This is a genomic window from Poriferisphaera sp. WC338, assembly GCF_050931845.1.
Taxonomy (GTDB): Bacteria; Planctomycetota; Phycisphaerae; order Phycisphaerales; family Phycisphaeraceae; genus Poriferisphaera.
Map to the genome: position 1 here is coordinate 1,151,823 of NZ_CP194516.1, position 18,782 is coordinate 1,170,604.

At 50.2% G+C, this 18,782-nt stretch carries 15 protein-coding genes and 1 pseudogene; all 16 read left to right on the forward strand.

Features of this window, described 5'->3' with window-relative positions; genetic code table 11:
- Positions 1 to 211: 211 nt before the first annotated feature.
- The 16 genes and pseudogenes from ACQ6WK_RS04665 (at position 212) to ACQ6WK_RS04740 (ending at position 18,775) form a co-directional block, all read left to right on the forward strand.
- Positions 212 to 1,338: pseudogene (locus tag ACQ6WK_RS04665) on the forward strand (IS3 family transposase).
- Between the two features lie 121 nt (positions 1,339 to 1,459).
- Positions 1,460 to 1,999: an autotransporter outer membrane beta-barrel domain-containing protein gene (locus tag ACQ6WK_RS04670; protein WP_432799584.1), complete on the forward strand. Its 540-nt coding sequence runs from the start codon at positions 1,460 to 1,462 to the stop codon at positions 1,997 to 1,999.
- A gap of 451 nt (positions 2,000 to 2,450) precedes the next feature.
- Positions 2,451 to 3,029 (forward strand): hypothetical protein, encoded by a 579-nt coding sequence (locus tag ACQ6WK_RS04675; protein WP_432799585.1) that lies wholly within the window; start codon positions 2,451 to 2,453, stop codon positions 3,027 to 3,029.
- Between the two features lie 110 nt (positions 3,030 to 3,139).
- A complete protein-coding gene (locus ACQ6WK_RS04680; RefSeq protein ID WP_432799586.1) occupies positions 3,140 to 4,873 on the forward strand; it encodes a GspE/PulE family protein in 1,734 nt (577 codons plus the stop codon).
- Complete coding sequence (locus ACQ6WK_RS04685; RefSeq protein WP_432799587.1) at positions 4,870 to 6,093, forward strand: type II secretion system F family protein; 1,224 nt, start codon at positions 4,870 to 4,872, stop codon at positions 6,091 to 6,093. Before ACQ6WK_RS04680 ends, ACQ6WK_RS04685 begins: the two co-directional genes overlap by 4 nt.
- Before the next feature lie 20 nt (positions 6,094 to 6,113).
- On the forward strand, positions 6,114 to 6,551 hold the full coding sequence (gspG, locus tag ACQ6WK_RS04690; RefSeq protein ID WP_432799588.1) for a type II secretion system major pseudopilin GspG: 438 nt from the start codon (positions 6,114 to 6,116) through the stop codon (positions 6,549 to 6,551).
- The gene (locus ACQ6WK_RS04695; protein ID WP_432799589.1) at positions 6,544 to 7,041 is read left to right on the forward strand and encodes a pilus assembly FimT family protein; all 498 of its coding nucleotides are present in this window, start codon (positions 6,544 to 6,546) and stop codon (positions 7,039 to 7,041) included. Before gspG ends, ACQ6WK_RS04695 begins: the two co-directional genes overlap by 8 nt.
- Positions 7,042 to 7,046: 5 nt before the next feature.
- Positions 7,047 to 7,445 (forward strand): prepilin-type N-terminal cleavage/methylation domain-containing protein, encoded by a 399-nt coding sequence (locus tag ACQ6WK_RS04700; RefSeq protein ID WP_432799590.1) that lies wholly within the window; start codon positions 7,047 to 7,049, stop codon positions 7,443 to 7,445.
- On the forward strand, positions 7,445 to 8,206 hold the full coding sequence (locus ACQ6WK_RS04705) for a type II secretion system protein GspJ (RefSeq protein ID WP_432799591.1): 762 nt from the start codon (positions 7,445 to 7,447) through the stop codon (positions 8,204 to 8,206). Before ACQ6WK_RS04700 ends, ACQ6WK_RS04705 begins: the two co-directional genes overlap by 1 nt.
- Positions 8,203 to 9,555 carry a general secretion pathway protein GspK gene (locus ACQ6WK_RS04710; protein WP_432799592.1) on the forward strand — a complete coding sequence of 451 codons (1,353 nt, stop codon included), beginning with the start codon at positions 8,203 to 8,205 and terminating at the stop codon, positions 9,553 to 9,555. The genes ACQ6WK_RS04705 and ACQ6WK_RS04710 overlap by 4 nt, the downstream gene beginning before the upstream one ends.
- Positions 9,552 to 10,889, forward strand: coding sequence for a hypothetical protein (locus ACQ6WK_RS04715; protein ID WP_432799593.1), 1,338 nt, complete (start codon positions 9,552 to 9,554; stop codon positions 10,887 to 10,889). Before ACQ6WK_RS04710 ends, ACQ6WK_RS04715 begins: the two co-directional genes overlap by 4 nt.
- The gene (locus ACQ6WK_RS04720) at positions 10,886 to 11,431 is read left to right on the forward strand and encodes a GspMb/PilO family protein (protein WP_432799594.1); all 546 of its coding nucleotides are present in this window, start codon (positions 10,886 to 10,888) and stop codon (positions 11,429 to 11,431) included. Before ACQ6WK_RS04715 ends, ACQ6WK_RS04720 begins: the two co-directional genes overlap by 4 nt.
- A complete protein-coding gene (locus ACQ6WK_RS04725; protein WP_432799595.1) occupies positions 11,428 to 12,009 on the forward strand; it encodes a hypothetical protein in 582 nt (193 codons plus the stop codon). Before ACQ6WK_RS04720 ends, ACQ6WK_RS04725 begins: the two co-directional genes overlap by 4 nt.
- 39 nt (positions 12,010 to 12,048) lie before the next feature.
- Positions 12,049 to 14,160, forward strand: coding sequence for a type II secretion system secretin GspD (gspD, locus tag ACQ6WK_RS04730; protein ID WP_432799596.1), 2,112 nt, complete (start codon positions 12,049 to 12,051; stop codon positions 14,158 to 14,160).
- A gap of 1,850 nt (positions 14,161 to 16,010) precedes the next feature.
- Complete coding sequence (locus ACQ6WK_RS04735; RefSeq protein WP_432799597.1) at positions 16,011 to 17,243, forward strand: TolC family protein; 1,233 nt, start codon at positions 16,011 to 16,013, stop codon at positions 17,241 to 17,243.
- The gene (locus ACQ6WK_RS04740; RefSeq protein ID WP_432799598.1) at positions 17,240 to 18,775 is read left to right on the forward strand and encodes an efflux RND transporter periplasmic adaptor subunit; all 1,536 of its coding nucleotides are present in this window, start codon (positions 17,240 to 17,242) and stop codon (positions 18,773 to 18,775) included. The genes ACQ6WK_RS04735 and ACQ6WK_RS04740 overlap by 4 nt, the downstream gene beginning before the upstream one ends.
- Positions 18,776 to 18,782: the final 7 nt, after the last annotated feature.

The following is an 18,782-nucleotide window of genomic DNA, read 5'->3' on the forward strand; positions in this document are numbered from 1 at the left end:
TCATTTACTGTCATGATATGACGATTGCATTTAATTTCATAGATCAATCACTTGAGAGTCACGGCGATGTATACATGATGGAGTTTATTGCGCAATTCCAATTTTTTTTTTTATAAGTCACATTGCCGTGTGATCTGCCCCCGAAAACCTGAACCATTTTTTGTTTTAGTTTTTTACTTAAAATGGATCGTCTTCGAAAGGCAGGAAACGCATGGCACGTACGAGATATACCTCCGAACAAATCATTACAAAACTGCGGGAAGCTGAAGTTCATCTCAGCCAAGGGTAAACAACCAGGTGTCACCAAATAGACCTACTACAGCTGGCGGAAAGAATATGGCGGCATGAAGATCGAGCAGGCTAAGCGGCTCAAGGAACTTGAAAAAGAGAACGCTCGACTCAAAAAACTCGTAGCAGATTTGAGTCTGGATAAGCAGATGCTTCTGGAGGTGGTGGAGGGAAAGTTTTTGAGTCCGCGTAAGAAATACAAGGCGGTCAGTGTGTTGTGCGAACATTACCCGGTTTCCCAGGCGGGCATGCAAGTTACTTATCAGCCGCGGGCGACGCAGCATTATATGACGGTTGAGCGTGATGATGAAGAATCTCTGACCAAACGCATCATTGAGCTGGCATCAATGTTTGGTCGTTACGGCTTCCGCCGTATCACGGTGTTATTACGTTTTGAAGACCACAAACGCATTGAGCGAATCTGGCGGCGAGAGGGGTTGCAAATACCACAAAAACAGCCTAAACGTGGCAGGCTCTATCTGGGTGACAGTTCATGAGTGAGACTGAGGCCGGAGCATAAAGATCATGTGTGGTCGTACGATTTTGTGCAGGCACGTACGTGTGATGGGAGGAGCTTTCGCATGTTATGTCTCATTGGTGAATATACACGTGAGTGCCTGTCGATTGATGTGGCAAGGAGACTCAATCACGATGATGTGCTGGAGCGTCTGGCGTGGCTGATGGCAACAACGTGGGGTCCCGGAGCATATCCGCTCGGACAACGGCAGCGAGTTCACGGCAAAAGCATTGTACAGATGGCTAAAGAAGGTTAATGTGAAAATGCTGTACACCACACCAGGTAGCCCATGGGAGAATGGCTACGTCGAGAGTTTTAATGGCAAGCTGGCAGATGAGTTGTTGGAGCGTGAGGTGTTTGATCCGCTGCATGAGGCGAAGGTTTTGATCGAGCGTTGGCGTGTGCATTGCAATACGATGCGGCCGTACTCCGCACGCCCACCGGCACCTGAAGTGCTTTGTGTTGTTGAGCCGTCCTTCGCTGCGCTTCGGCCGACTCAACAACCCCTGGATTGCTCTGTTAATCTAATATAACTATTGGCATCGTTCGTGGGGTCAGATCAGTAACGGTCTGCCCAAGCTCTGGTCCAACAACCTCAACATTAACACACCCGACAACGCCAGCATCAATGACTCCGCAGATCCGGAGTTCGCCATGATGCTTGCGATGCAGGCGCAGGAAACACTCGAGCAGCAGCAGGAAACCGCTCGATTTACAGGCGCAGAGAAAGACATCTGGGGCGCCTGGGTGAACGGCTTCGGCACCTTCGGCGACTACGATTCAACCTCCAGCCAGGCGGGTTACAACTTCAACACCGGCGGCGTCACCTTCGGCTTTGATTACCGCGTGCTCGACACACTCGCAGCAGGCGCATTCGTGGGTTATTCCAACACCGGCGTGACCGTTGACAACGGCCAAGGCACCAACTCGTTCAACAGCATCAACACCGGCATGTACATGACGTGGTTCAACGAGCAAGGCTTCTACGCCTCCGGCCTCTTCGGCGGCGGCGTGAACTTCTATGAGAACAACCGGCGCATTCGTTTTGGTACCGTTGATCACTCCGACATCAAGGTTCAAGCTGCCGGTTCCCGTCTCACTGTGCGAATCAATTTGCAGATTCACCCATTGCGGTGTCACGCCTGTTTACTAGGGCAGGGTTTTTGTGGTGATTTTTGCTGTAATTTTTCTTGAAGGGCCTTTCTGTTCTATTGGTCACCGTCAAAACCGACGAAACCCAGCAGGTGGGCTCCTGCATAACAGTTTATAGAGGCGAGGTTCGATCGAGTTGCGTATGAGGTGCTTGGCTGGCCCTGTCCAGAGCCATGTTTGCAAAACGGCAGAGCATCGCACTTCGTGCACCCAGTGGCATTTTGTTGAGCCGGGTGCATGCTGTTGTGGGTAGGTAGTGTGGTATTGGCAAGCCATAAATCGTTCGTGTTCATATGGAGTATCACGGCGATCTTACGGCTGCTTAGCTGACGTGCAAGTTCTCGGGAAGACAAGTTTGCGGATAGGGGGTGTGAGGGATGATTGATGAGAAGAAAAGGTTGAGAAATGGGGCAATAAGTCGGTGGATGGTGCGTTTGAAAAGTAGTAGGCGGGGACAATTCTGAATGATTAATCATGCATAAGGGAAATAGAGATGAGCAGAGCTGGCAAACGAAGCGGATTGTTGTTTATTTTGGTGGCATTGGTTGCGTTGTGTGTGTTGGCGGATTCTGCGATATCGCAGAATTCACAGACAACTCCGGCGGAAGGAATGCAGGAACGGGTTCAACGATTTCGAGAGGGGCGTGGCCGTATGTCGCCGGAGGATATGCGAGCACGGATGATGGAACGGATGCGTGATGTATTGGGGTTTGAAGAGGAGGAATGGGAGTTGGTATTGCCGTTTGTTGAGAAGGTTGGTGAGTTGAATCAGCAATTGAATCCGAGAAGGCGGAGTATGCGAGGAAGAGGTGGGTCGGAGGGGCGGCCACAGGGTGATCGTTCTCAAGAAGAACGTCCTGATGGTGATGTGATGCGTGAGGCGGCGGATGCGTTGCGTGAAGTTGTGGAGAAGGAAGATGCTTCGCCGGCTGAAATACAGGCAGTACTTGAGCATTATCGAGAGACGCGAGCGCTGATTGAATCGGAGTTGGCGGTGGCGCAGCGCGAGTTGAAGGAAGTGCTGACGGTTAAACAAGAGGCGCAGATGGTGATGTTTGGGATGTTGAAATGATGAAGGGAAAGCGGTCTGTGGGGTGAATAACGGAATGGAAGAAAGGCAGGGTATCGGGTTTATAAGTCCGATACCTTGTCTGCACATTTAGCAAGTGAAGAAGCGTCGTTATGAATGAGATACTGAATAAGCTTGTTGATGGGGGGCTGGTTGATGCGAGGGCCGTGCAGGAGATTGTGGCGCGTGTTGGTGAGGGAAAGCCTTTGGATGAGGCGGTGTTAGGTGAGGTTGAAGATGATAGTGGTGTGCTGGCGATGTTTGCAGCGAAGTTGGGGTATGCGTTTAAGGAATTGACGGGGTTCGATGCGGATTTGGAATTGGTGGGGAAGTGTCCGGCGAAGGTGCTGATGCGGCATGGGATATTTCCGTTGCGTGTGGTGGATGGGTGTGTGGAGGTGGCGACAAGCCGTGTGTCGGATCGGCGGGGATTGGATGAGTTGCAATTGGTGACTGGGATGCGGTGTGTGCCGGTGCTTGTTGGGCGGGAACAGATTGATTTGCAGTTGAAGGGGACGCTGGGTGTTGGTGCGGATACTGTGCAGGCGCTGGTGACGGACGCGGATCAGGATGAAGCGATTACAGTGATTCAGGATGAGGATGAGGGTGAAATTGATCTGTCGGATGGTGCAGGTGATGCGTCGATCATCAAGTTTGTGAATCAGATATTGGCGGAAGCAATTGGCGCGCGGGCGACGGATGTTCACTTTGAGCCGTTCGAGAAAGAGTTGGTGGTACGCTATCGGATTGATGGTGTGTTGCAAGCGGCGCAGATTCCTGCGGAGGTGAAGCGTTTCCAGCCTGCGATTGTTTCACGGTTGAAGATTTTGAGTCATTTGGATATTGCGGAGAAGAGGTTGCCGCAAGATGGGCGGATTCGGTTGAAGATCCATGGGAAGGAGATCGATGTTCGTGTTTCGGTGATTCCGATGTTGTATGGCGAGGCGGTTGTGTTGCGTATTTTGGATCGTAATACGACGTTGATGGGATTGGGGCAGTTGGGAATTGCGGAAGATGATATGCATCGGGTGGATGAGGTGTTGTCGTTGCCACATGGGATTATGCTGGTGACGGGGCCGACGGGGAGCGGGAAGACGACGACGTTGTATGCGGCATTGTCGCGTATCAATAACGAGGATCGGAAGATTGTAACCATTGAAGATCCGATCGAGTATCAATTGCATGGGGTGAATCAGATACAGGTTGCGACGCGGGCGGGGCTGACGTTTGCGAAGGGGTTAAGGGCGATCTTGCGACATGACCCGGATGTGATTTTGATTGGTGAAATACGTGATGGTGAGACGGCGCAGATTGCGGTGCAGGCATCGTTGACGGGGCATATGGTGTTTTCGACGTTACATACGAATGATGCGCCGAGTGCGCTGACGCGACTGGTTGATATGGGTGTGGAGCCGTATTTGGTGGCGTCGAGTTTGGAAGCGGTGTTGGCGCAGCGCTTGGTGCGGGTGAATTGTCCGAACTGTAAGCGGGAGTATGAGGTGAAGGATCGTGATGCTTTGGCGGAGCGATTAGACTTTGACTTGCCGAGTCGTTTGTATCGGGGAGAGGGGTGTCGGCATTGTAAAGGTACTGGTTTTAGAGGGCGGACGGTAATTTGTGAGATGATGGCGATCAATGAATCGGTGCGGCGCATGATCTTGGAGAATGCATCGGCGTCAGAGTTGAGGCGTGTTGCGGAGGAGGTTGGGTTACGGTCATTGCGAGAGGATGGATTCAGGCATGTGGTTGCGGGTCGGACAACGATTGAAGAGGTGTTGCGTGTGACGAAGGATGAGCGAGATTTGACGCAGCTTGTTTCGCCTTTGGCGAGTGATGGGGGGCGATGAAGATGGCGGCGTATCAATATCATGCGACATCAAATGATGGGGGGCAGGTGAAGGGTGTGCTTGAGGCGGGTAGCGAGGCAGAGGCTGTATCGCAGTTGTCGAAGCAGGGATTGTGGGCGACATCGGTGCAGGAGCAGGCGGTGGGTGGTCGCGGTGGGAAGCGTGGCGGGTTTGGTCGGAAGAAGATTTCGAAGAAGGTTGTGGAGTCGTTCACGCGGAGTTTGTCTGATTTGTTGCAGGCGGGTGTGCCGTTGTCAAAGGCGCTGCGGATTATTTGTCGGGAGACATCACATCCGGTGGCGAAGAAACAGCTTGAGCAGATTGTGGATCATGTGACGGATGGATCATCGTTGGCGGAGTCGCTTGCGCGGTATCCGAAGTCGTTTCCGATGATTTATATTGCGATGGTGCAGGCGGGTGAGACGGGCGGGTTTTTGGATGTTGTGCTGGGGCAGATTGCGGATATGCGATCGCGGGAGCGTGATTTGGTTTCGCGGATCCAGAGTGCGCTGATTTATCCGGTGGTGTTGTCGTTTGTTGCGGCGGGTGTGATGATCTTTTTGCTGACGTATTTTATCCCTAAATTTTCGCTGATTTTTGCTGATTTTGGAAGTGATTTGCCTCTGCTAACGAAGGTGATTGTTGGGCTGAGTGATGGGTTGTTGCAGTATGGTGCTTATGTGTTGATCGTATTGGCGGTGGTGTTGACTTTGCTTAAGCGATTTGGTTCGACGGAGCAGGGGCGGCGGACGTTTGAGCGGTTGGTGTTGAAGCTGCCGGGGTTTGGGACGGTGGTGGCGCGGTTTGCTTTGATTCGTTTTACCTCGTTGTTGGGGACGCTGTTGAAGACGGGGGTGCCGTTGGTGACGGCGCTGAATGTGGCGAAGTCTTCGATTGGGAATCAGGTGCTAACGGATACGGTTGATCGAGCGGTGGATGATGTTAAGCAGGGGGCATCGTTGTCGAGTAGTTTTGGTCAGTCGCCTGTTTTGTTTCCGAAGTCGGTGATTGAGATGATTGCGGTGTCGGAGGAGTCGGGGCAGTTGGATCAGGCGCTCTTGCGGATTGCGGAATCGCATGAGAAAGATTTAGATATCAAGCTAAGGACGTTGGTTTCGTTGTTTGAGCCGGCAATGTTGTTTGTGTTGGCGGCGTTGGTTGGGACGATCGTGATTGGCATGTTGTTGCCGGTCTTTGAGTTGCAGGATTTGATTCAATGATGAAGCATCGGAGTAAGACGATGAAGAAAATGATTATAAAACAAGATAAGAATCGTGGTTTTTCGTTGATTGAATTGTTGTTGGTGTTGGTGATCTTGGCGGCATTGACGGCGATTGTTGCGCCGAAGTTTACGAATCGTTCGAAGCAGGCGCGCGTGACGGCATCGCAGACGGATATCTCGAATATTGAGTTAGCGCTTGATAGTTATGAGATCGATACGGGCGAGTTGCCGACGTCGTCGGAGGGGTTAGAGGTGCTTGTTGAGGAGCCGAGTGATGTTCAGAACTGGCAGGGGCCCTATATCAAGCGTGGCGTGCCGAAGGATCCGTGGGGGAATGAGTATGTTTATGTTTATCCGGGGAGAGAGAATGAGAATGGGTATGACTTGTATTCGACGGGTCCAGATGGGAAAGATGGGACGGATGATGATGTTGTGAATTGGCATGAGGATGAGTAATGCGATGCGCGGGATGAAGGCGTTTACGTTGTTGGAGTTGATTGTGGTCATGCTGCTGATGGCGAGCATGTTTGCGATGGCTGCGCCTTCGTTGCGGGGGTTCTTCAGGTCGAGTGAGATGCAGCAGGATGCGCGGATGGTGTTGGGGATGATGCATAAAGCGCGTGTGCTTGCAATGCGTGAGGGAAAGGTTTATTGGGTGGCGATCGATGAGAGGGAGGGGGAGTTGACACTATATTTGCCGGGAGAAAATGAGAAGACGGAGGTGAAGGCGGGGTGGGCGAAGCGGGTGCGATTGAAGGATGGGATTGAGATAGCTGTTGAGGAAGAGGAAGTTGGGGAAGAGGTTGATGTGATTGTGTTTGAGCCGGGCGGGGCGAGTACGCCTGTGTGTTTGCGGTTGTCGGATGATAGTGGGACGGATTATTTGGTGAAGAGTGAGTCTTATGATCGGCCGTTTGAAATGTATGTTGAAGCGAGGTCTCGATAGTCGAGATGAATGACAGAGCTGGACAACATGGCGGGATGGCGCGTGGGTTTACGCTGATTGAGGTATTGGCGGCGTTGTTGCTTGTGAGTTTGGTTTTGCCGATTGCGATGGGTGGGATATCGTTTGCGATGCGGCGGACGGGTGATGCGCAGAAGCAGGCGGTTGCGGCGCGTTTGGCGAAGTATCAGATGAATCTGTTGCAGTTGGAGACGGTTGCGGGGACGACGGGGTTGGCGGGCGATTTTGAAGATTTGGGTTATGTGGATTATACATGGGAGGCAGATTACTCGGAGTGGATTGATACGGCGGTGTGGCGGCTTGAGGTGGTGGTGACGTATCCGGATCGTGATGATGTGCAGCAGTATGCGCTGGATACGCTGGTGTATTCGGGAGGGGGTGAATAATGAAATATACTTTGAATAAAGGGGATTATGCGTTTACGTTTATGGAGATGCTGCTTTCGATGGCGATTGTGGGGGTGTTGGTGGCATCAACGTATACGAGTTTTTCTGCGGCGCATAAAGCTGATCGAAAGATGCGTGAAGTATCGCAGAACACACAGGTGTTGCATCGTGCGCTGGGCGTGATTGAGAAAGATTTGAAGGGGGTTGTGACGCCGACGGGGGTGTTGCGTGGTGATTTTGTTGGTGAGGATTTTGGTCAATTTGATGGTGCGGATTCGGATTATGTTTTGTTTCATCGCACGGCGACCACAGTGGGGACTTCACGTTCGGGGAAGGCTGACATTGAGCAGATTGAGTATTTGCTTGTTGATGATCCGGATGATGGGGGTGCGTATCAGTTGGTGCGACAGGTGAGTTCGAACTTGTTAGCGATGGAGGAAGAAGAGCCGGTGGTTGAGGTTGTGTGTGAGGGTGTGCGTCATTTGGGTTTTCGTTATTACGATGGTTATGAATGGTTAGAGACTTGGGATACATCGGGTAATGGGCAGGTTTTGCCAGTGGCGGTTGAGGTGAGTTTGGGAGTTTATCCACAGGCGTATGTGAAGGTGTCGGATGCATCGCGTGGTGGGTTGATTCGGCGTGGTGATTGGGAGGACGCTGATGTGCGGTCTGACTTGATGGTGACGGGGGTTGTGATTTTGCAGACGTATGAGGAAGAGGGTCGTGCGTCATTCATGAATCAGCTTGGGGGAGGTGGATGATGAAAAGTGCATGTTTTATAGGGGTAAGAGAACGTGGAGCGGTGTTGATTGTGATGGTGTGGATTGTGCTCGTGCTGGCGGGGATTGTTCTGTTGACGGCGGATGGCGTGCGGGCGTTTTCGTATGTGTCGCGGAACGAAGCGGGGTTCGTGCGGGCTGACATGGCTGGGCAGGGAGGTGTTGGTTTGGCGCGTGCGGTGGTTGATGGTGTGGTGGATGAAGAATCGCTTGATGAGGTGATGGATGTGGGGCGGTCGTATGTGTGGTTTATTTCGCCTCGATTGGATGAGCCGGGACAGATTGCATATGTGCTGCAGGATTTGGGTGGACGGGTGAATGTAAATACGGCATCTAGGGAGTTACTGCTTGCGCTGCCGAATATGACTGAGACGATTGCGGATGCGATTATTGATTGGCGAGATGGCGATGATGAAGCTTCTGAACAGGGAGCGGAATCAAATTATTATCAACAGTTAGATGATGGGTATTACTGCAAAAATGATTTGTTTGAGTCGGTAGAAGAGTTGCTTTTAGTGAAGGGGATGACGAAGGAAATTTTGTTTGGGGAGGATGTGAATCAGAATGGGATTTTGGATGCGAATGAAAATGATGGGGATGCGATGTGGCCGGAGGATAATAGTGATGGTGTGTTGGATATGGGTTTGTGGGCTTATGTGACAGTTGATTCGCGGTATGCGAATGAGTCGGTGGATGGCGTGGAGCGGGTGAATGTGAATCAGGGTGGCGGGCAGAATGAAGATTTGCGGCGGTTGTTTGAAGAGAAGTTTTCATCTTTGTCACGAGCGCTAACGGTTTATAACTATTCGAGAACTAGGGGGCCGTATGAGAATGTGTTTGATTTTTACATGAAGGTTGAGATGACGCGTGAGGAGTTTGCGGCGGTGGCGGATTATGTGACGACGTCGGGTGAGGAGATGATTGAGGGGGGCGTGAATATCAATACTGCTGAATATGAAGTGATTAAGTTGCTGCCGGGTTTGGAGGAATCGGATACGTCGGCGATTGTGTCAGCGCGTGAGGGTATGGATGTGAGTGGTGGTGATGTGACGTGGTTGTTAGATGCAATTTCTGTGGAGAAGGCGGTGGCGATTGGTGGGATGATTCATGGGCGGAGTATGCAATATTTGGCGGATGTGGTCGTTTTGAATAAGGATGGGTATGGGTACTCGCGCTGTTGTGTTGTGATTGATGGTTCAGAAGGATCGGCGCGGGTGATTCGGCAGTATGACATGTCGCACTTGGGCTGGCCGTTGGATTCAATGTATGTCACTGGTTTACGAAATGCTGAAGAGATTGAAAGTCTTCATCGTAATGTGAAATATCAATGAGATTAAAGCAATCAAAAATCGTTCTGTTGCATTTCCATCCAAGTGGTTTATATGCGCGTGGGATGGATGGTGGTGTGTCGCAAGCGTATCAGTTGTCAGAGGGTGAATGGTGGAGTGAGGCATTATTGCGAGAGGGGTTGGCGGAAGTCATTGAGGCGCGTGGGTTGTGTGGTGAACGTGTGGCATGCTTCGTGCCGGCGAGTTGGTGTTTGTACGATTATCAATCGATCCCGATTACGTCGGGAGACCAGTTGCATGCGGCGATCAAGTTGCAGAGCCAGCAGGTTTTAGAGGGGACAGGCGAGGCGTTTGTGAAGGATTGCCAGGTTGATGTGTGTGAGCGTGAGGCGGCGGTGCATTATGCGGCGATGCAGCGCGGGTACATGGATGTGATTTGTGGTGTGCTTGAGGCGGCGCGGAATCAAGTGCGGCTGGTGACGCCGACATTGCATTTTGTGCATGAATTTAGGGGCAAAAATGAAGAAGGCGGTATGGAGATGACGGTGTTGGCGGGACGAGATTATGTTGAGGTGATATTGCGGGAGTCGGCGGGTGAGGTGCGGGTTGAGTCGATGATGGTTGAGGCGGGTGGTGTTGTGGAACGGGTGGCGGCGTATGTGCAGCAGTATCGTTTGCTGCATGCGTCGGATGATAGGCTTGATGTGAAGCTTGTGACTGAGGAAGATGTTGATGCGGGTGAGGATGAGCGGCTAATAGATGTGCTTGGTGGTGTTGGTGGTGAGGTGAGGCGATATGGTGTTGGTGATGTGATTGATTGTGAGGGTGTGAAGCGGGCGGTGCAGGGTGATGCGGTTTATAACTTTGTTTCGCCGCGATTGGACCGGTTGCCGGTACATGTGAATCGATGGCGGGTTTTGCTTGGCTCGCTTGCTGCGGTTTGTGTGCTGGTTTTTGTGGTGCTTGGTGTGATGCGGGTTGTTTCGATTCAATCGGATATGAATGCGTTGCGGGGACGAATTGAATCGCTTGATGCGCAGCGAGAGCGGGCGGAATCGATGATTCGCTTGGTTGATGAGGCGGAGCGATGGTATGGGAGGGAGCCGGAGGCGTTGGAATGTCTGTTGGCGTTGACGCTTGCGTACAAGGATATTCCGGATATCTGGTTGGGCAGGTTTGATTTGGATGCTGGGCGGTCGGCGACGATTGTTGGTGAGGCGTTGAGTGATCAGTATGTGTTGGGTTTGGTTGAGAAGATGAATCGTGATAGCCGTTTTGATGACGTGCAGATTTTGGATATTCAGAATAATACGAAGCGGCAGGGTCGGATCACGTACAACATTCGTTTTCATTGCAAGGAGTTGGTGCGGCCATGACGAAACGTGAAAAGCGCATCTTGTATTTGACGTTAGTAGTGATTGTTCTGTTTGTGGGCAATCAGTTTGTGCTATCACCGTATGAGAATTATGTTGCGGGGTTGGAGCAGCGTAAGCATGATTTGACGGTTGAGTTGGGGCAGGTGCAGAACACGCTGAAGAAGTCGAAGACTTATCAGACGCGGTACAAACGGATGCGTGCGATGAATCTGTTGCAGTCGCAATCTTCGGCGGAGAGTTTGGCGATCAATGAGATACGGGATGGTGCGCAGGATTCGAAGATTACGTTGTTGTCGGTGAAGCCGGAGCACGCGAAACCGCGCGGGGCGTTTACGGAGTTAATTGTGAATCTGTCGGCACAGGGTGATGTGCAATCGGTAACACGGTTTTTGTATGAGATTGAAACGGCGGAATTGCCGTTTCGAGTTGATAGTTTGCAGTTGTCCTCGCGGTCGGCAGATGAAGATGCCTTGAATGTGCAAGCGAAGGTTTCGTTCTTGTATGAGAAGACGCAGCAGAAGAAGGGGGAGAATGCACTATGAGAGTAAGTGTTCTGGCATTGTGTATTTTTATGATGGTGGCGACGTCTGGGCAAGCGTTGAGTGTTGTAAAGACGTCAAATGGGGTGGATGTGAAGCGGGAGCCGGTGCCGATTACAAAGTATGAATCGATTGTTGATTACAACATTTTTTTGAAAGTTCGGCCGAAACGTGGCGGTGAGCGATCATTGACCGGGACGGAAGTGGTTGTGAAGAAGCAGATCAGCTTGAAGCCGTATTTGTATTTGAAGGGGATTGCGCTTGAGAGTGAGCGGCCGTATGTGTTTATGTATGACACGAAGGCGGGACGGTTTATCCGGTTGCATGTTGGTGAGAAGTTTGTGGATTGTGAGCTGAGAGAAGCGACGCTGTCTGAGGCGGTATTTGTAAATGGGGATGAAGTTGCGCGGGTGAAGATTGGGGAGGCGTTGATGTTTGAAAATGTGCTGTCGATGCAGGTATCTGACGGTGGGGAAGAGAAACCTAAAGAGGTTGCAAAGGAATCAGAAGAGACAACACCAAAGAAATCAAATTCACTGCTTGAGATGCTAAAGAAACGCAGGCAGCAACAGATGAAATAAGGATTGATTATGCTATCCGACTATTCCAAACCATCTTTTATGAAATCATGTTCGGTCACACTGTCGCTGATGTGTGGGGCAATGGGGTTTGTACAGGTTGATGCACGAGCAGAGGCTGTTACGCCGTTGGTGCAGACGTATGGTGTGATCCAGCCGAGTGTGTTGGGTGCGATTGGTGATGATCTATCGATTAAGTTGCATTTTGATGAGGTACCAATTGATACGGTGCTTGAGTATATTTCGGAGAAGGTGGGTTACATTGTTATCAAGGAGGTGCCGGTTGAGGGCGTGATTTCGATTGTATCGAAGCAGCCGGTGAATCGTGATGAGATGATACAGTTGTTGAATACTGTGCTAAAACAGCATGGATTAGCGGCGATTCAGAACGAGCGAATTTTGACGGTTGTGCAATTGGCAAATGCAAAGAAGCATAATATTCCGGTGATGTATGGTTCAGATCCCAAAGAGATTTCGTCGGCGGGTCACATGATTACGCAGGTGATTCCGATTGCGAATATTGATGCGACGAAGTTGTTGGAAGATATTCAGCCGTTAATTCAGGATCATGCGCAGCTCACTGCGAACGAGAATAGTAATGCGATCATCTTGACGGATACTTCGAATAATGTGAGGCGGATTGCGCAGATCATTGAGGCGTTAGACAGGCATGTCTCGACGATTGTTGATGTGCGTGTATTTCCGCTTGATTATGCGGAGGCAGACTCGACGGCGGATTTAATCAATGAGATTTTTGAAGAAGATCAGCAAAGCAATCAGCAATCACAGAACCCATTTGCAAGATTTATGATGGCGCGTGGTCGTGGAGGCAGAGGTGGGCCAAGCGCTGCACCGGCAGCTGAGAGTTCGAATAGATCGGCGCCATCAAGGGAGATTAAGGCGGCGGCGGATGAGCGGACGAACACAGTTGTGGTAAGTGGACCGTCAGAAGTGCTTGATACGATTGCGAGTTTGATCGAAGAATTGGATGCGGATCCAGCGGCGACGCAATCGGTATTTATCTATGATTTGAAGAATGCGGATGCGGAGACGCTGGCGGAGTCGTTGAATGAGTTGTTTGCTGATGTTGAAGAGTCTGCAGTGCGGACGGCGGCAAACAATCAACGGAATAATCGTCAGGGAGGCAGGCAGCAGCCACAGCCAACGCGAACAACATCGTCGTCTGATACGGGGAATAGTTCAGACTTGGCGGGTGAGGTGACTATTGTTGCAGATACGGAAACGAATTCGTTGATGGTGCTGACTTCGACGAGCAACTTTGATCGTGTGAAGGAGATTATTGAGAAGTTGGATCGGCCGGTGCAGCAGGTTTTGATCAAGGTGTTGATTGCGGAAGTGACGCATGATAATTCGCTTGATTTGGGGGTTGAGTTTTCATCGTTTAATTTGCGTGGTGATCAGGGTTGGAGTGTTGGGACGGACTTTGGTTTGTCGAATCTGACGGATGGTATTTCGTTTTCATTGATGGAATCAAATTTAGATGTGGCGGTGAAGGCGTTGGAGCAGGAAGGAAAGTTGGATGTGTTGTCGCGGCCGTACATTTTGACGTCGGACAATCAGACGGCGTCTATTACAGTGGGTGAAGAGGTTCCGTTTGTACGTGATTCACGGATTACGGATACAGGACAGACGATCAATACGGTGACGTATGAGGATGTGGGAATTATTTTGGAGGTGACACCTCAGGTGAATGCAGAGGGATTGGTTGTGATGGATGTGTTGCCGGAGATTTCGGTGCAGTCGGAAGATTCGGTAGAGATTACGGATGGTGTGAATGCGCCGAAGATTTCGAAACGATCAGCGGAAACGCGGGTTGCGATCAAGGATGGTCAGACGATTGTGATTGGTGGCTTGGTGCAGGATCGTGTGAATGAGCGTGTGTCGAAGGTGCCGTTATTAGGTGATATTCCGTTGCTGGGTGAGTTGTTCAAATCGCGAAGCAATGAGAAGGTGAAGACGGAGTTATTGATCTTCTTAACGCCGTATGTTGCGATTGAACCGGACGAATTGAGTGAGATTTCTGCGATGGAGTTAGACGATTATCGTACGCCGTCGCGGTCGACTCATCCGGAGTTATTCAAAGAGCATTTTAAGAATATGAATATTGATATGATGGAATTGGAGGTGGAGTAAGTCACTTAGGCGCAGGTTAGTCTTCCTTCCGGGTGACGGGGGTTGTTTGGCCAGTTGCATGGCGGAAGTAATGTAGAGATGCTGGAGATGTTGGTGGCAAAATGAAAAAGGCAGCGTAATTTGGGTATTATCCGAGGTCCAGTATCTTAACGAAATGAATATGCCACTATGAGCAACGTTAACTACAAACCTCAGGTTTTCCTAGCACAAACATCTGATCCTGTGGTCGATCCACTCGCTGAAGTGCTTCGGCGCGGGGTTCGCTAGATGCTCTTTTAAGCTATTGAAGCCGAAGTTGCCGACTGGCCCCAGCAGCACACTCACCTCACCAATGCCAACGGCAATCGTCAGATTTCCGCAACCGCCACACCAAGCCGCGAGCCGATCGTGTTCACGTCTATGTTAATAGGTCGCCTTCTGTAGCCTGATTTCTCGTGACGAATTAATGTGCTGGTGCTAGCCGCTAATGTAGCTTACATCGTTTTTTACGTGGGGAAGCCGTCGAAACCGACGCAACCTAGGCGAAGGTCTTATGCAAATTTGTACATTATATGGCATTGTCAAGCCGTAGATCGTCCGTGTTCACCTATGTAGGTGGCGGTTTACTTCTCTAGCCTGATTGAGAGAGATTAACGTATCTGTATCTTCTGTCGGTGTGAATGATGGCCTGTGGGCTATAGGCTTGGGTGGTATTTGCTGTCCGGGGTTTTCCGCCGAAAAGAATCTGGTGAGGCAAATGATCATTTAGAATACAATTCCTCGCAGAGCTATTTTGGGTTTATGAATCTGGCCTATTTTGGCCGAGCACATACCATTGGCTAATTGACTGAATCGGAATATGTTTGATGTATCAAGCATTCGCTTGATCTCTAAGTGCTCATACCATTGAGAGATTGCGGCGGTTTCGATATCTCCTCTACCGGAGGTAAATCCTCGCCTAGTATGTCCAGCAAGAACATGGACTTAAGGTGTTTCGCGGTCGGTGATGACATCGGCTCAATCATTCCCGATTGCGAGCGCAGGTTAGCCGAGGTACTCTTAATCTAAGGTGTACTTAGTAAGTTGCAATATTGTGTCATTTTATGTATTTATGTAAGTTTTAGTTGTATGTAAGCCTTAGATGACGGTTAATAGAATATATGCCTGTTTCCAATACACACAAGATTATTTTAACACTACTTGCGGTCTTTTTTGCTTTTGGTAGCACTTTAGGCACGAGGTATTCGTGTTCTCCTAAAAGTTCAATTGCTACAAAAGAATTTGATCAGTTGTCTACTTGCTGCGATCAAAGCAATGTTAGTAGTATTGTTGAAGTGTTTTCTTTGAAGGAATGCAACACATTGACTTGCATGTATGGCGGTTGCGAGTCAGGGTGGGGCTTTGATGTATATTTCGTGAGATTGCAGAATGGTCATGAGCAGGATTGGAGCATGCTAAGACCATTAGAGCAATCATATAATATTGTCATGAGCACGTTGGCGGATACGAAGCTACTTGCATTTTCTGTTAATTCAAATGTACCTGTGCAGAATCACTGCGCCCCCGGCACATATCTCATACGTTCAACAATTTTACTCATCTAAGAAGCATTTGGATATGACGTTGTATTGACGTCACTCTTTTGTTTAATTCCTTAACCTCGGCAATTTCCGAGTCATGTTTTCTAGTGAGTACATACGATGCTTCCGTATAGAACTTCTCATGTGATATTGTATTTCCTGTTACTGATGACGCCTGCGTGTGCTCTGTCACCATTCGATTCCGAATCATTGGAACTACGCCCGTTTTCTCGTTCGCTTTCTGTGCAAGCACTTTCGAGTGAACCATATGAGGGAATATCAGACGAGTTGGTGTCTACCGAAAGTGAGCTATCTTTGCGAGATGCGCTGGCGGCAACGTTGCTTCATCATCCTCAACTTCAGGCAAGTGCGTGGGGGCCTCGTATTGAGGAGGCGCGGCGATTGCAAGCCGGACTTTTGCCCAATCCTGAAGTGGGCGTTGAGTTTGAAAACTTCGTGGGGTCAGGCGGTTCAAACGGGGTTGATGCTTTGGAGACAACAATCTTTGTCACCCAGCTTATTGAATTAGGCAATAAAAGAAATCTACGCGCGAAAGTTCCTGAAGGTGCACGTAAAGTTTCTGAACTGAAATATAAGTCGCAACGGCTGGAAGTCATCACGGAAACAGCCAGACGATTTATTCGTGTACTCAAACTCCAAAGCAGCATGTCAAATGCGGAGCAGGTTTGGACGCTGGCAGAAGAAAGCCGCCTTCTTATCAGCCAACGCGTGGAGGCGGGTGAAGTCTCACCGATTGATGAGATTAAAGCGCGGCTTGAAAGTGATTCCGCTAGGATTGCGGCGGATCGTCTAAAACGTGAGTTAGTCGCAGCTCGTCGTGAGCTTTGTGCGATGTGGGATGAAGATGAGCCCGCGTTCGATGTTGCTCTTGGTTCGTTGGATGATTTGCTTCCTGTTCCACCTTTTGATGAACTGGCTAGTCTTGTTGCATCACATCCAAAAGTGAAACAGTGGGCTGTCGAGCGGGAACGACGAGCCGCGGTGGTGAAGATGAAGCAGGCACAATCGATTCCTAATCTCAGGGCTGGATTGGGCGTTCGTTATGCGAATGAGATTGACGAGGCTTCTCTTGTCGGTGGAGTTTCGATGGACATTCCACTGTTCGATCGAAGCCAAGGTAGCACCCTAGCGGCCCGTTTGTTTGCGGCGCAGGCTCAGGATGAGGTTCGTGCATTGAAACGTGAACTGTCGACGCAGCTTGCCCGCGAGCATGGCAGAGCATCCATTGCTTATAACGAAGTGTACGCTATTGATGCGACACTTCTTCCAGCCGCCAACGAAGCATATGAAGCGGCACGTTTGGCCTATCAAGAAGGCCATATTTCTTACCTTGGGGTTCTTGATGCTCAGCGGGCGCTCTTTGATATCATCTCGCAACGCTTGGAAACGCTGGCCGAATATCACACTGCGCTTATTCAAGTTGAAGGAATTATCGCAGAACCTTTGAGCGTATTGACAACTGATGTTCCCTACCTGACACCTACTACAGGAGATCAACCATGAGTTCTTTATTACGACCCCGGTTGGCGGCCATTATGATAACCGGCCTGCTAACCATTTGTATTTATATACCGGGATGCAGTGACGAAGCATCCCGCTCGTCACATCACAGCGATGCAGAGGCCGTGACATCTGCTGCGCACACACATGAAAATGATGAAACCTGCTTTATTTGCGATGCGAGTAAGCGTGATGCTGGCCGACTCTGGTGTAAAGAACATGCACGCTATGAAGACCGTTGCTGGGATTGCCATTCAGAATTAGAGGACAAGTCTCGCTTGTATTGCAAAGAGCATGGCCTGTATGAAGATGAATGCTTTTTGTGTCATCCTGAGATCAAAGATACGAACACGAAAGCTGCAAGTGACAAGTCAGCCGCACTGTTTTGTAACGAACATGGCGTGGCAGAGATTAAGTGTGGTATCTGTCAGCCACAGCTTGCCGAAAGCCTTGCGGTGGGTGATTCGCTCAAAGTCAGAATGAAGTCGCCGCAATCCGCATTACTGGCCGGCATTACACATCAAAAACCCAGTCCAAGTGTTGTGGCTTCTTCGCTCGATCTGCTTGGTGAGATTCGGTACAACGAAAATCGGCGAGCAAAAGTTACGCCGCTAGCCTCCGGGGTTGTTGCCGAGGTCCATGTCGATGTGGGCGAATCGGTGAAGGCAGGGCAGGTCTTGGCGGTTGTTCATTCGTTTGGTGTCGCGCAAGCGAAGTCTGCATATCTTTCAGCACTTGCTGAAGTTGATGTCAAGACGGAGACTTATAAACGTGAACGGCGATTGGTTGAGGACAAGCTTTCCGCAACACGCAACTTGCAGTTAGCCGAAGCCGCTTATCGTTTGGCCGAGCTTGCCGTGAGGCAAGCACATCAGCAACTACTCAATCTCGGTTTCACCGAAAGCGAAGTTGTCCAGATCAAAGAGACCCTGTCCTCCTCGTCATCTCTCTATGTGCGGGCTCCTTTTGACGGGATTGTGATTGGCCGAAATGCTGTTTTGGGCGAAGCTGTCGAGTCCGATGCACTGTTTGAAATTGCCGACCTTTCGACGATGTGGATCGAACTGGCAGTGCCGGAAGAAAAAGCTGTTCATCTCGTTAAAGGTGGCGAGATCGTCGCGCGCTTAAAGTCACTTCCGGAATTAAAGATCGAAGGCGAAATCAATTGGATAAGTCCGCAGATCAATGAGCGGACGCGCATGGTGCGTGCCAGAGCTGCGGTGCCGAATTTGAATGGCATTTTACGTCATGGCATGTTTACCAAGGTGACCGCTGTTGTGGGGACGTCGATTGATGCCATGGTTGTGCCCAACAAGGCAATCCATCGCATTGATGGTTCTGCGTTTGTTTTCGTCAAGGAGCAAGAGGATTTATATGCGGTACGTCGTGTGGAAGTCGGCCCTGCTGTTTCGAAGCAGCTTGCCTCAATTTCAGAGGGCATCACAAGTGCGGACAACATTGTGACAGACGGGGGATTCACAATGAAAACCGAGTTTTTGAAATCACGATTGGGTGCTGGTTGTGTTGATCATTGATGGGAGT